Source organism: Rhodococcus sp. ACPA1, from assembly GCF_002300195.1.
Classification (GTDB): domain Bacteria; phylum Actinomycetota; class Actinomycetes; order Mycobacteriales; family Mycobacteriaceae; genus Rhodococcus_F; species Rhodococcus_F opacus.
The window spans coordinates 137,706-150,488 of record NZ_NSDX01000005.1 but is presented as its reverse complement, the minus strand read 5'-3'; the positions used below and the strand labels follow the sequence as shown (position 1 = coordinate 150,488).

At 68.3% G+C, this 12,783-nt stretch carries 14 protein-coding genes; 13 read left to right on the top strand and 1 reads right to left on the bottom strand.

All coding sequences use genetic code 11. The features are described from left to right. Positions 1-16 precede the first annotated feature (16 nt). From CJ177_RS47450 to CJ177_RS25080, 5 genes are all read left to right on the top strand, one after another. The gene (locus CJ177_RS47450; RefSeq protein ID WP_179443281.1) at positions 17-160 is read left to right on the top strand and encodes a hypothetical protein; all 144 of its coding nucleotides are present in this window, start codon (positions 17-19) and stop codon (positions 158-160) included. Beyond that, positions 157-1,089, top strand: coding sequence for an allantoinase PuuE (gene puuE / locus CJ177_RS25095; protein ID WP_005244835.1), 933 nt, complete (start codon positions 157-159; stop codon positions 1,087-1,089). Before CJ177_RS47450 ends, puuE begins: the two co-directional genes overlap by 4 nt. Positions 1,090-1,099: 10 nt before the next feature. Beyond that, positions 1,100-1,813 carry a GntR family transcriptional regulator gene (locus CJ177_RS25090; RefSeq protein ID WP_005244836.1) on the top strand — a complete coding sequence of 238 codons (714 nt, stop codon included), beginning with the start codon at positions 1,100-1,102 and terminating at the stop codon, positions 1,811-1,813. A 179-nt stretch (positions 1,814-1,992) separates the two neighbouring features. After that, positions 1,993-3,531: an NCS1 family nucleobase:cation symporter-1 gene (locus CJ177_RS25085; RefSeq protein ID WP_005244837.1), complete on the top strand. Its 1,539-nt coding sequence runs from the start codon at positions 1,993-1,995 to the stop codon at positions 3,529-3,531. 12 nt (positions 3,532-3,543) lie between these two features. Continuing rightward, on the top strand, positions 3,544-4,272 hold the full coding sequence (locus CJ177_RS25080; RefSeq protein ID WP_005244838.1) for an aspartate/glutamate racemase family protein: 729 nt from the start codon (positions 3,544-3,546) through the stop codon (positions 4,270-4,272). A gap of 3 nt (positions 4,273-4,275) precedes the next feature. On the opposite strand, the gene CJ177_RS25075 is transcribed toward CJ177_RS25080, so the two are convergent. Further along, positions 4,276-4,839, bottom strand: coding sequence for a helix-turn-helix domain-containing protein (locus tag CJ177_RS25075; protein ID WP_025431772.1), 564 nt, complete (start codon positions 4,837-4,839; stop codon positions 4,276-4,278). Positions 4,840-4,980: 141 nt separating this feature from the next. On the opposite strand from CJ177_RS25075, the gene CJ177_RS25070 reads away from it, so the two are divergent. The 8 genes from CJ177_RS25070 to CJ177_RS25035 all read left to right on the top strand — a co-directional run bounded on the left by CJ177_RS25070 (position 4,981) and on the right by CJ177_RS25035 (position 12,780). After that, positions 4,981-6,363, top strand: coding sequence for a uracil-xanthine permease family protein (locus CJ177_RS25070; RefSeq protein WP_061043599.1), 1,383 nt, complete (start codon positions 4,981-4,983; stop codon positions 6,361-6,363). After that, the gene (locus CJ177_RS25065; RefSeq protein WP_005244841.1) at positions 6,344-7,408 is read left to right on the top strand and encodes an isopenicillin N synthase family oxygenase; all 1,065 of its coding nucleotides are present in this window, start codon (positions 6,344-6,346) and stop codon (positions 7,406-7,408) included. The genes CJ177_RS25070 and CJ177_RS25065 overlap by 20 nt, the downstream gene beginning before the upstream one ends. Further along, positions 7,405-8,172 carry an alpha/beta fold hydrolase gene (locus CJ177_RS25060; RefSeq protein WP_095868888.1) on the top strand — a complete coding sequence of 256 codons (768 nt, stop codon included), beginning with the start codon at positions 7,405-7,407 and terminating at the stop codon, positions 8,170-8,172. The genes CJ177_RS25065 and CJ177_RS25060 overlap by 4 nt, the downstream gene beginning before the upstream one ends. A gap of 120 nt (positions 8,173-8,292) precedes the next feature. Continuing rightward, complete coding sequence (locus CJ177_RS25055) at positions 8,293-9,612, top strand: amidohydrolase family protein (protein ID WP_095869222.1); 1,320 nt, start codon at positions 8,293-8,295, stop codon at positions 9,610-9,612. Between the two features lie 44 nt (positions 9,613-9,656). Beyond that, entirely contained in the window at positions 9,657-10,169 is a 513-nt protein-coding gene (gene uraD / locus CJ177_RS25050; protein ID WP_005244844.1) for a 2-oxo-4-hydroxy-4-carboxy-5-ureidoimidazoline decarboxylase, read from the top strand. Continuing rightward, positions 10,169-10,498 carry a hydroxyisourate hydrolase gene (uraH, locus tag CJ177_RS25045; protein WP_005244845.1) on the top strand — a complete coding sequence of 110 codons (330 nt, stop codon included), beginning with the start codon at positions 10,169-10,171 and terminating at the stop codon, positions 10,496-10,498. The genes uraD and uraH overlap by 1 nt, the downstream gene beginning before the upstream one ends. Positions 10,499-10,501: 3 nt before the next feature. Beyond that, entirely contained in the window at positions 10,502-11,413 is a 912-nt protein-coding gene (pucL, locus tag CJ177_RS25040) for a factor-independent urate hydroxylase (protein ID WP_005244846.1), read from the top strand. Then, on the top strand, positions 11,413-12,780 hold the full coding sequence (locus tag CJ177_RS25035) for an 8-oxoguanine deaminase (RefSeq protein WP_095869221.1): 1,368 nt from the start codon (positions 11,413-11,415) through the stop codon (positions 12,778-12,780). Before pucL ends, CJ177_RS25035 begins: the two co-directional genes overlap by 1 nt. The last annotated feature ends 3 nt before the right edge of the window (positions 12,781-12,783 follow it).

Sequence of the window (12,783 nt, the reverse complement as noted above, 5' to 3'; positions counted from 1 at the left end):
GGAGGTAGCCGCACCCGTGACCCCGAACACCTTGACCGCGCCCAGCTTCCACAGTCCGCCCCCGGGCGAGGCGAGCGTCCGCGACCGGGACGCCGGCACGGCGCGGTTGCGCCTGTGGGGTTCCCTGACCGAGGCGGGTCGGGCAGGCTTGGAATCATGACCCACGCTTTCGACTCCAGCTACCCCCGTGACCTGGTCGGATACGGGCAGCACCCACCCGATCCGCAGTGGCCGGGCGGCGCGAAGATCGCCGTCCAGTTCGTCCTCAACTACGAGGAGGGCGCCGAGAACAACGTGCTCCACGGCGACGAGGCGTCGGAGACGTTCCTGTCCGAGATGGTCGGGGCCCAGCCGTTCCCGAACCGGCACATGAGCATGGAATCGATCTACGAATACGGATCCCGCGCCGGACTGTGGCGCGTGCTCCGGGCATTCGAGCGACGCGGGCTGCCGCTCACGATCTTCGCGGTCGCCAAGGCGATGCAGCGGAACCCGGAGGCCGTCAGCGCCTTTCGCGAACTCGGTCACGAGATCGCCTGCCACGGTCTGTGGTGGAAGTCGTACCAGCTCTCCGACGAGGACGCCGAACGCAAGGACATGGCCGAGGCGGTGGCCATCCTGCGCGACCTCACCGGCGAGGCCCCGCTGGGCTGGTACACCGGCCGCGACTCCCCGCTCACCCGGCAGCTGGTCGTCGAGCACGGCGGCTTCGAGTACGACTCCGATTCGTACGCCGACGACCTGCCCTACTGGGTGAAGGTCGACGCCCCCGGAAAGGGCGTCGTCGACCACCTGGTGGTGCCGTACACCCTCGACACCAACGACATGCGGTTCGCGTCGCCCGGCGGTTTCCCGAGCGGTGAGCAGTTCTTCGCGCACCTGCGGGACGCCTTCGACGTCCTGTACGCGGAGGGAACGGCCGGGGCGCCGAAGATGCTGTCCGTGGGTCTGCACTGCCGCATCGTCGGACGGCCCGCCCGCACCGCGGCGCTGGAGCGGTTCCTCGATCACGTGCAGTCCCACGACGACGTGTGGATCGCCCGGCGCATCGAGATCGCCCGCCACTGGCGCGCCGTACACCCCGCCTGAGGACGGCCCGATGCCCCCGCGACGACCGTCGGTGCTGGTCATGAACCTGGCCAACCGGGATCCCGGCAGCTCGCAGACCGTGATCCTGGAGGAGTTGCGCCGGGTGATCCTCAGCGGCGGGGCCCCGCCGGGCACCCCGATTCCGGTGGACGAGGTGGCCGAGCACTTCGGCGTCAGCCGTATCCCGATCCGCGAGTCGCTGAAGACGCTGATCGGCGAAGGTCTCGTCGACCACCGAGCCAACGCCGGGTACACGGTCGCCCGGCTGACCGTCGACGAACTCGAGGAGCTCTACCTGGTGCGGGGGGTCCTCGAGTCGGCGGCGCACTCCGTGGCGGTCACCCTCGCCGACGAGGCCGACGACGCCCGGGCCCGGGAGGCGTACGCGGCACTCGACCGTTCGGTTCTCGAGGACGACCTGACCGCCTACCACCGGGAGAGCCGCAACTTTCACCTGGCCCTGGCATCGCCGTGCCGGATGCAGCGACTGCTGCACATGTTCGAGTCGGCGTGGAACATCACCGAGCCGGTGCAGCCGATGTCGCAGGTGGGGACGCCGGCACGGCTGCAACTTCACCTCGGGCACCGGGACATGCTGGCGGCGTTCCTCGCCCGCGACGGCGCGGCGTTGAAGGCGGCCACCGACCGGCACAACGAACAACTCGACACGGTGATCGCCGCCCTCCCCACGGACACCGGAATGTTCCGGGACACGCCCGGGTAGACCGTCCGGCAAGATATATTCTCGGCTCGGACCGTGCGCCGGCGAGAATATATCTTCGCCGTCACAACCAGGAAATATCCGAAAACTACTTTTGCTCCCAGCACTTCGGTGGTGTGCTTTTCACCGAGGCACCCTTACGTCGACGCAGTCGTGTCCGTACTGCACCAGGGAGCGAAACGATGACTCAGACAGCGCCCTCCAACGAGGGGGAAACAGTCCCCGGTGCACACCTGGCCGGCGCCGGGCTGATCAAGCCCGGCTATCACCCGAGACTCACCAACGACGATCTCGCGCCACTGAAGACGCAGTCGTGGTCGTCGTACAACATCTTCGCGTTCTGGATGTCCGACGTGCACAGCGTCGGCGGCTACGTCACCGCGGGCAGCCTGTTCGCGCTCGGCCTGACCAGCTGGCAAGTTCTCGTCGCCCTGGTGGTCGGTATCGCGATCGTCAACGTGTTCGCGAACCTGGTGGCCAAACCCAGCCAGGTCACCGGCGTCCCCTACCCGGTCATGTGCCGCAGCGCCTTCGGCGTTCTCGGCGCCAACGTCCCGGCCATCATCCGCGGCCTCATCGCGGTGGCCTGGTACGGAATCCAGACGTACCTGGCGTCGCACGCGTTCGTGATCCTCGGCCTGAAGATCTGGCCGGGTCTGGCGCCCTGGGCGGACGTGCACGAGCACGGGTTCCTCGGACTGTCGGCGCTCGGCTGGGCCGGGTTCATGACGATGTGGGTGCTGCAGGCGCTGGTCTTCTGGCGCGGCATGGAGAGCATCCGCAAGTTCATCGACTTCTGCGGCCCCGCGGTCTACGTGGTGATGCTGATGCTCGCGATCTACCTGATCAGCGAGGCCGGATGGTCGAACATCAGCCTGAACCTCGGCGAGGTGAACTACACCGGCTGGTCTGCTGTGCCCGTGGTGCTGGGCGCGATCGCACTTGTCGTGTCGTACTTCTCGGGCCCGATGCTCAATTTCGGCGACTTCTCCCGGTACGGCAAGACGTTCGGCGCGGTCAAACGCGGCAACTTCCTCGGCCTCCCGGTGAATTTCCTGTTCTTCTCGATCCTCACCGTCGTCACCGCCTCCGCGACCCTGCCCGTGTACGGCCGCCTGATCACCGATCCCGTCGAGACGGTCGCGCAGATGGACAACCTGTTCGCCGTCGTCCTCGGCCTCCTCACCTTCATCGTCGCCACCATCGGTATCAACATCGTCGCCAACTTCGTCTCCCCGGCATTCGACTTCTCGCACGTCAGCCCGCAGCGCATCAGCTGGCGTACGGGCGGGATGATCGCCGCCGTCGGATCCGTCCTGATCACACCGTGGAACCTGTACAACAATCCCGAGGTGATCCACTACACGCTCGAGACGCTGGGGGCGTTCATCGGACCGCTGTTCGGAATCCTCATCGCGGACTACTACCTGGTGCGCAGGCAGCGAGTGATCCTGGACGACATGTTCACCATGTCCGAGGGCGGAACATACTGGTACAAGAAGGGTTACAACCCGGCCGCGATCATCTCCACCGTCGTCGGAGCGCTGGTCGCCGTCGTGCCCGTCGTCTTCAAGGCGCAGCCGTTCGGACTCGACGTATGGGGCATGGCGGGCGCTGCCCAGTACTCGTGGTTCCTGGGCATGGGCGTCGGATTCACCTGCTATCTCCTGTTGTCCGCCGGCGCCCGTCGTGCGCATCGCGCGACCCCGATCGAAGCGTAGGTTCGAAACATCGTGCTCATCAAGATCGTCAATCCCAACACCACACAGTCGATGACCGACAAGATCGGCGACTGCGCCCGCTCCGTCGCGGGCCCCGGGACGCTCGTCGAGGCGGTGAGCCCGAAGATGGGTCCCGCGTCGATCGAGAGTCACTACGACGAAGCACTCAGCGTCCCCGGGCTTCTCGAGGAGATCGCCCGCGGTGAGGAGGCGGGGGTGGACGGTTACGTGATCGCCTGTTTCGGCGACCCGGGCCTCGACGCGGCCCGCGAACTGGCGTCCGGTCCCGTACTCGGAATCGCGGAGGCGGCCATGCACACCGCGAGCTTCCTCGGCCGCGGGTTCAGCGTCGTCACGACGCTGGGGCGCACCCGGGGCCGAGCGTGGGAACTGGCCGAACGGTATGGCATGCAACGCTTCTGCCTCGGGGTGCACGCGTGCGAGATCGCCGTCCTCGACCTCGACCGCGACCCGGATGCGGTGAAGGTGATCACCGAGGCGTGCCGGGCCGCCCTCGACGAGGACGGTTCGGACGCGATCGTGCTGGGCTGCGCGGGCATGGCCGACCTGTGTGCCGTCATCTCGGCGGAACTCGGGGTGCCCGTGGTCGACGGCGTGGCGGCGGCCACCCTCATGGTGCAGTCCCTCGTGACGCTCGGTCTCCGGACCGGTGCGCGCGGAGAATTCGCGGCGCCCCTGCCCAAGAAGTACACCGGACTGCTCGAGGGTTTCGGCCGCTGACGGTCAGAAGGACGGCGGGGTGCTCGTGATGAGGAACCGTGCCGGTTCCCCGGCGTCGTTGAACCACCGGTGCGGCACGGTGGCCGGGTAGTACAGCGTGTCTCCCCGGTCGAGCACGTAACTCTCCTCGACGCCGACCTCCACGCGGATGCTGCCGTCGATGACGTAGATGAACTCCTCGCCGGCGTGTTCGGTGTGTTCGCCGGCCTGCGAACCCGGTTGCGCCGTCACCTCGTTCGGTTCCATCGCGCGCACGCCCGTGGAGCAGAACCGCAGCACGGCGCCGTCCGACAGCGCGAAGCGCCTGCCCTCCCGGCTGCGCACCAGACTCGTCGGCGTGCGCGCGCCCTGTTCGAGCAGGGCGTGCGCCGTGGTTCCCAGCACCTGGGCCACCCGGTGCAGATTCATGACGCTCGGCACCGAGTGGCCGTTCTCCGCCTGACTCAGGAACGGCTGCGACAGTCCCGTTTCGGCCGCCACGTCGCGCAGGGTCAGTCCCGCATCACGCCGGGCCGACCTGATCGCCGTGCCGATAGCGACGGCCAGCGTGCGTTGATCCTCGTCCATGAAGCGAACGCTAGCACCGTGTTTCGCGGAAACCGCGACTGATAACACGGACGAAACGAAATTGACCCTGCTTAGTAAAGATTGACGTGCTCAATAGAACGTGAACTCGAACGCTCCCTTCACTCGGACGGAGATCGACCCATGTCCTTCCACGCAGTCGACCAGCGCCTGCCCTTGGTGCGGCAAGCGGCCTTCGGTCTGCAGCACGTGCTCATCATGTACACCGGCTGCATCACCGTCCCGCTGGTCTTCGGTGCCGCAGTAGGACTCGACAAGTCCACCGTCGCGTTGCTGATCAGCGCCGACCTTCTGATCGCCGGCATCATCACGATCATCCAGAGCCTCGGGGTGGGCAAGCTGGCCGGCGCACGGCTGCCGATCGTCTGCGGCGCCACGTTCGCCGGGCTGACTCCGATGATCCTCATCGCCAAGGAATACGGGCTGCAGGCGGTGTACGGTTCGATGCTCGCAGGCGGCCTCGTCGGACTCGCCCTCGCCGTACCCTTCGCGCGGCTGATCCGGTTCTTCCCACCGCTGGTCACCGGGGTCGTCCTCACCGTCGTCGGCATCTCCCTGATCGGCGTCGCCGCCGGCCTCATCGTCGGAAACGATCCGACGGCAGACGGTTTCGCGGATCCCGGCAACATCATGCTCGCCGGTGTCGTCGTGCTCGTCGCGATCGCCTTCCTCTGCCTCGGCCGCGGGATCTGGACCCAGCTCGGCGTGCTCCTCGCCCTCGTGATCGGCACGCTCGTCGCGATTCCGATGGGCTTGATCGACCTGGGCGGCGTCTCCGGCAGCCCCTGGTTCGGCATCACCGCTCCGTTCCACTTCGGGGCGCCGGAGTTCCCGATCACGGCGGTGGTGGCGATGAGCATCGTGATGGCAGTGGTGTTCGCGGAGTCGACGGCGAGCATGCTTGCGCTCGGCGAGATCACCGGAAAGCCCCTCACCAAGGGCGACGTGGCCCGTGGCCTCGTCGGCGATGCGCTGTCCGGCGTACTCGGCGGCATCTTCAATGCGTTCGTCGACACGATCTTCACGCAGAACGTCGGAGCCGTCGCCACCACCCGCGTCCACAGCCGGTACGTGACGGCCACCAGCGGTGCGATCCTGATCGTCCTCGGACTGATCCCGAAGATGGGCACCGTCGTCGCCGCTCTGCCCGCGCCGGTCGTCGGCGGGGTCGGCATCATCCTGTTCTCGACGGTCGCGGTGGTGGGGATGAACACGCTCCGCAAGGTGGATCTCAGCGACCGGATCAACACCACCATCGTCGCGGTGTCGGTGGGCATCGGCCTGCTCCCCGAGTTCGCCGAGGGCATGTTCGAGCACTTCAACTCGTCCGCCCAGATCCTGCTCGGCAGCGGCATCACACTCGCCGCCATCTCCGCGTTCTCCTTGAACCTGCTGTTCAACCACACTCGGATCGGCGCTGCCGCCCGCGCCGCCTCCGCACCCGTCATCGCAGCCGACCCCGTTCCCCCGACCTCCGAGGAGCCGCATGTTGCCGCCCGTGCCTGAGCCGTTCGACGTCCCCGTCATCGACATCTCCCCGTACGTGACCGGCGGGTCCGACACGGAACGCGCCCGGGTGGCGCGCGAGATCGACTCGGCCTGCGCCACCGTCGGATTCATCCAGATCCTCGGTCACGGCATCCCCGAACCGGTGGTCGAGGGACTCGCCGGCGCCGTCGACGACTTCTTCGCGCTGCCCCTGGAGACGAAGAAGACGTATCGCGTGGAGGGCGCCAACCGCGGGTACAGTCCGCCGAAGAGCGAATCACTCAGCCTGAGCCTGGGCGTCGAATCGGCCACCCGGATGAACGACTTCTTCGAGGCCTACAACGTCGGAACGGAGGCCCGGTCGTTCCCGGACCTGGACCTGTCCGAGGACGACTACGGACTGAACGTGTGGCCCGAGGTGCCCTCCTTCACGCACTCCGTGCAGGCCTACTACGCGCACGGCGAGCGCGTCGCCCGCACCCTGACGCGGATCTTCGCCGACGCCCTCGGGCTCGATCCGGAGTTCTTCACCGCCCTGACCGACCATTCCATCGACGTCCTCCGCATGAACAACTACGCGCTGCCGGAGGGCAGCGTCACCCTGGACGGCGAGCTGACCGGTATGGGTGAGCACACCGACTTCGGACTGGTCACCGTGCTGTGGGCCGATCGCGTGGCAGGCCTGCAGGTGCTCGGACGCGACGAGCGCTGGCACGATGTGAGCCCCGCGGAGGGCGCGCTGCTCGTCAACCTGGGCGATCTCACCGCCCGGCTCACGAACGACCGGTGGATGTCGACGCTGCACCGGGTGACTCCCCCCGTCGTCGACGGAACGATCAAGCGCCGGCGATCGGCGGCGTTCTTCCACGACGGCAACGTCGATGCGGTGATCGCGTCGTTGCCGCAATTGTGCGGCGGCTCCGAGGACGGCTACGAGCCGGTGACGGTCCGTGAGCACATCAAGGCGAAACTGGCGGGTTCGCGTCACGGCAAGAAGAACACGGCCGCGGGGCGGGAGGCCGAGCGGGTCCTCGCCGCGGCGGACCGGGCGGCCGCCCGGTGACCCGTGGGCACGTCGTATTGGTCCACGGCGCGTGGGCGGGCAGCTGGGTGTGGGACACACTTCTGGAGCCGTTGCGCGACAACGGGTACGAGCCGCACCCGCTCGACCTTCCCGGTGTCGGGAGCTGGCCGGACGGTGCGCGAACCGGCCTGGACGCCGTGGCGGATGACGTCGTGGCGCACATTGTTTCGCTGGGCGGGCCCGTGTTCGTGGCCGGACACTCCGGAGGCGGCATCGTGGCCACCCAGGTGGCCGAACGCATTCCGCACCGGATCGCGGGTGTGGTGTATGTCGCCGGAATGATGCTGCCCTCGGGAAGCAACTTCGGCGACCTCTGCGCAGACCTGCACCTACCGGAACCGGTCGGGGTCTCGGCCTGGCTGGAGTCCACCCCCGACGGATCCGGGACCATTGTGCCGCCGGAAGTCGCAGCCGCCGTGTTCTTTCACGAATCGTCGGCCGGTGATGCGATCACTGCTGCGCGAAAGCTGCTGCCGCAACTCGAGACTGCACGTCTCATGGCCCCGACGTGGACGCCGGAGCGGTTCGGCTCCGTCCCGCGCCTGTACGTGGAGGCGACGCTCGACCGTTCGGTACCGCTCGTGACGCAGCGTGCGATGCAGGACCGGGTGCCGGGCGCGCGGGTGGTGACGCTGGACAGCGATCACGCCCCGCAACTGTCGGCGCGCAAGGCCCTGGTCACGGCACTCGTCGACTTCTGCGCCTCGGTTGTCGCGAGACCTGTTTCTGCACAGGAAATCTGATGGAAACACGATCCCGCTATATTTCGGAGCACATTGCCCATGGCTGAAACGAGCAATGTGCGAACCCGTGTCCGGCGGGCGCGAACCAGCCGCACTCCCGAGAACCCATGGAGGATGCGGATGCATGCCGATCTGATTTCCGATGTCACCGTCTACTCGAACGGCAGCTGGCTGCCGCACCGCGAGGTCCTGATCGCCGACGGTCTGATCACCGAGATCCGCCCGACCGCTCCGGCACCGTCGGGGGCCACAGCGGTCGACGGTGCGGGGGCATATCTGATCCCCGGATTCGTCAACACCCACACCCACCTGCAGCAGTCGTTGATGCGCGGCATCGGCGAGGGGCAGCCGCTGCTCAGCTGGCTGCTGACCGTGGGTGAGGAATCCGCGGTCATCACCCCGGAGCGGGCCTACCTGGCCGCGGTCGCCGCGAGCCTCGACGCCCTGCGCAGCGGAACCACGGCGCTGGTCGAGCACATGTGGCCGCATCCGTCTCCGGACGTGCACGACGCGGTGCTGCGTGCCCTGGAAGACACCGGCGTGCGGGCGCTCCTCGGCCGCGGAGTGGCGGACCGCGCGGACACAACGCGCAAATGGGGCGTCGACCCGCGCCTCCTGCAGCCGCTGCCCGGCGTGCTCGAGCACACCGACCAGCTGGTCAAGCAGGCCGACGGCACACGCGTCACGGTCGGTCTGGCCGTCCCCAACCCCCGGTCGCTGACGCCGGAGGGGATGGCGGCAGTGCGGCAGTTCGCGGGCGAACGCGACATGACCGTGTCGATCCACCTACTGGAGACCCCCACCGACGACGTGATGTGCCGCGAACACGGCGGCGCGGGCGCGGTCGACTACCTCGACACGAACGGGTTCCTGTGGGACCGGTTGCTCGCCGTGCACTGCTGCGAACTCGACGCCCACGGGCGCGCGGTGCTGGCCCGCCGCGGTGTGGCCGTCTCGTACAACCCGATGAGCAACATGCGTCTCGGCAGCGGCGTCGCCCCCGTCCCGGAGATGCTCGAGGCAGGCATCGCGGTCGGGCTCGGCGTCGACGGCGCCGCCAGCAACGACACCCAGGACATGCTCGAAACGCTGCGCATGGGCGCCTACGTGCAGCGGGCGCATCGCAAGACGGCCGACCTGTTCGGATTCGACGCCATGATGGACCTCGCGACGAACGGCGCGAACGAGAATGTCGGTTTCGCGTCCCGCCCGAACGGTGTGGCCGTCGGCGGCGCAGCCGACCTGACCCTGATCCGCTTCGAGCGCGACTTCGGTTGCCTGCCGGTCCGCGACCCGGGCGCGACGCTGTTGACCACCGGGAGCCGGCAGATCGTCGACACCGTGCTGGTCGACGGCGAAGTGCTGATCCGGGACGGACACAGCACCAGGGTCGACGAAGCAGGGCTTATCGCCGAATTGACCGCCACCGGTGCGCCATAGTGGTAGCCAGAGGTACCGAAAAGGCGCACGAGCGAGGAGCCCTCATGACCGAACCGCCCGGCCTGATTTCGTTCAACGCACTGAGCGACGCGCGGGCCGTCGATCTGCTCGTGCAGTGCTGCTCGTCGACGGTGTGGGCGCAGCGGATGGCCGCCGGCCGTCCGTTTCCGTCCGCCGACGCGCTGTACACCGCCGCCGAGAACGTGCTCGGCGACCTGACGGAGTCCGAGATCGACGCGGCCCTGGCCGGCCACCCGAGGATCGGCGACCGGGCGGACAACCCGTCGTCCGCTCGCGAACAGTCGGCGGTCGCCGCCGCCGACGACGACGTCCGCGCGCGCCTGCGGGCCGGTAACGAGGAGTACGAGCAGAAGTTCGGGCACGTCTACCTGGTGTGCGCGTCCGGTCGGTCGGCGCACGAACTGCTGGACGTGCTGCGCGACCGCCTCGGCAACGACGGCGCCACGGAGCGCAAGATCCTGCGGACCGAACTGGCCGCCATCAACCGGATACGCCTCGAACGCCTTCTCGGCGAGATCGGAGACACGGCACACTGATGTCCAAGATCCTCAGCACCCACGTGCTCGACGCCACCGACGGCACACCCGCGGCCGGGATGCACGTCCGCCTGCTGTCACCTGAAGGCGACGTCATCGCGAGCGCGGCGACGGATTCGGACGGCCGCATCGCCGAAATCGCGCCGGAGGGTCTCATCGCGGCCACCTATTCGCTGGCCTTCGACACCGGCGAATACTTCGCCGCCCGCGGCCAGGAGACGTTCTACCCGGAGGTGTGCGTCACGTTCGTCCTCGACGACCCGCAGCGCGGTTACCACGTCCCGTTGCTGTTGTCCCCCTTCGCCTATTCCACCTACCGCGGGAGCTGAAGAATGACCGACCTCACCGGCGCCATCGTCCTGGGCGACAACCAGTACGGCAAAGCCGAGAACCGCATCGTGCGGATCTACCGCGACACCCCCCGGCACGAGATCCGGGACGTGAGCGTGTCGACCTGCCTGCGCGGCGATTTCTCGGCGGCGCATCTCGCCGGCGACCAGAGTTCGGTGCTGCCCACCGACACCCAGAAGCAGACGGCGTACTCCTACGCGAAGGAGAAGGGCCTCGACTCCATCGAGGAGTACGGGCTGACGCTGGCACGACATTTCGTGGACGACGTGGCCCCGGTCGAGGGCGCCCGCATCGAGATCGAGGAGTACGCCTGGCAGCGCGCGGTGGTCGACGGAGCGGAGCACGACCACACCTGGGTGCGCACGGGTGAGGAGGTGCGCACCGCGGCGATCACCGTCGACGCCGACGGCACGTGGGTCGTCGGCGGGCTGAAGGATCTGGTGATCCTCAAGTCCACGGGCAGTGAGTTCTTCGGATTCCTGAAGGACGAGTACACGATCCTCGAGGAGACCCACGACCGGGTGATGGCGACTTCGCTTGTCGTGCAATGGCGGTTCGTCACCACCGACGTCGACTGGAACGGTGTCTACGCCGGCATCAAGGAGCAGATCGTCGCGACGTTCGCGACCGTCCACTCGCTCGCCCTGCAGCAGACGCTGTACGAGATCGGCAAGGCCATCCTCGAGCGTTACCCCGTGCTCGCGGAAGTGCGCCTGTCCGCGCCCAACAAGCACCACTTCGCCCACGACCTCGCCCGCTTCGGGGTAGCGAACGACAACGAGGTCTTCCACGCCGCCGACCGCCCGTACGGCCTGATCCAGGCGACGGTGCAGCGGTCCGACGCCCCGGACGCCGGACCCGCGTGGTCGGCGTACGCAGGCTGGCTCAGCTGATGTCCGCCGACCCGGCCACCGTCGTCGTCTCCGGTGCGCACGTCGCCACCGTCGACACGGCGGGCACCGAGTATCCGGACGGTTACGTCGTCGTGCGGGGCAACCGCATCGTCGACGTCGGTGCCGGTCCCGCGCCGGTGATCGACGGCGCTCGGGTGATCGACGGACGGGGTTGCCTGCTCACCCCCGGGCTGGTGAACACCCACCATCACCTGTACCAGTGGATCACCCGCGGGCTCGCCGCCGACGACACCCTGTTCGGCTGGCTGACCACCCTGTACCCGATCTGGGCGGGCATCGACGCCGACGCCGTCCGGACCGCGGCCACCGGCGGTCTCGCCTGGCTGGCGAAGCACGGATGCACGACCACGACGGACCACCACTACGTCGTGCCGCGCGACGGCGGCGACGTCTTCGGAGCCGAGGTCGAGGCCGCGCAGACCGTCGGGCTCCGGTTCCACCCCAGCCGAGGGTCGATGGACCTCGGCCACAGTCAGGGCGGACTGCCACCGGATTCGGTGGTGGAGCGTCTCGAGGACGTCCTGAAGGGCACCCAGGACGTCATCGACCGCTGGCACGACCCGGCTCCCGACTCGATGCTGAGGATCGCGGTGGCGCCCTGCTCCCCGTTCTCCGTCACCGGCGACCTCCTGACCGAGGCCGCGGCCCTCGCCCGTTCCGCTGGCGTGCGGCTTCACACCCATCTCGCGGAAACCCTTGACGAGCAGGACTTCTGCCACGAGCGGTTCGGCTGCACCCCGGTGCAGTACATGGAGCAACTCGGCTGGGTGGGCCCCGACGTCTGGTACGCGCATGCCGTCCACCTGGACGACGTCGCGATCGCCGCGATGGCAGGCACCGGCACCGGCGCAGCCCACTGCCCCACGTCCAATGCGCGCCTCGGCGCCGGGATCGCCCGCGCCAAGGACCTCCACGCGGCGGGGGTTCCGCTGGGGCTCGGCGTCGACGGCGCCGCCAGCAACGAGGCGTGCAACATGCTCGAGGAGGCCCGGCACGCCGTGCTGTTCGCGCGGGCCCGCGGCGGCCCGGGCGAGATGACGGTGCGCACCGCCCTCGAACTCGCCACGCGCGGCGGGGCCCGCGTCCTGGGCAGGGAGGACGAACTGGGCTCCCTCGAGCCCGGCAAACTGGCCGACCTCGCACTGTGGCGGGTCGACACCCTCGCACATTCCGGCATCACCGATCCGGTGGCCGCGCTGGTGCTCGGAGTCACACCGCCGCTGGAGTTACTTCTGGTGAACGGGCGAGCGGTCGTCGAGCGTGGGAGAGTGATCACCATGAACGAGGAGAACGTCGCCGCGGAGGTCGAGCAGGCCCACCGGGCCCTGGTGCGCAAGGCGGGGTGAGTC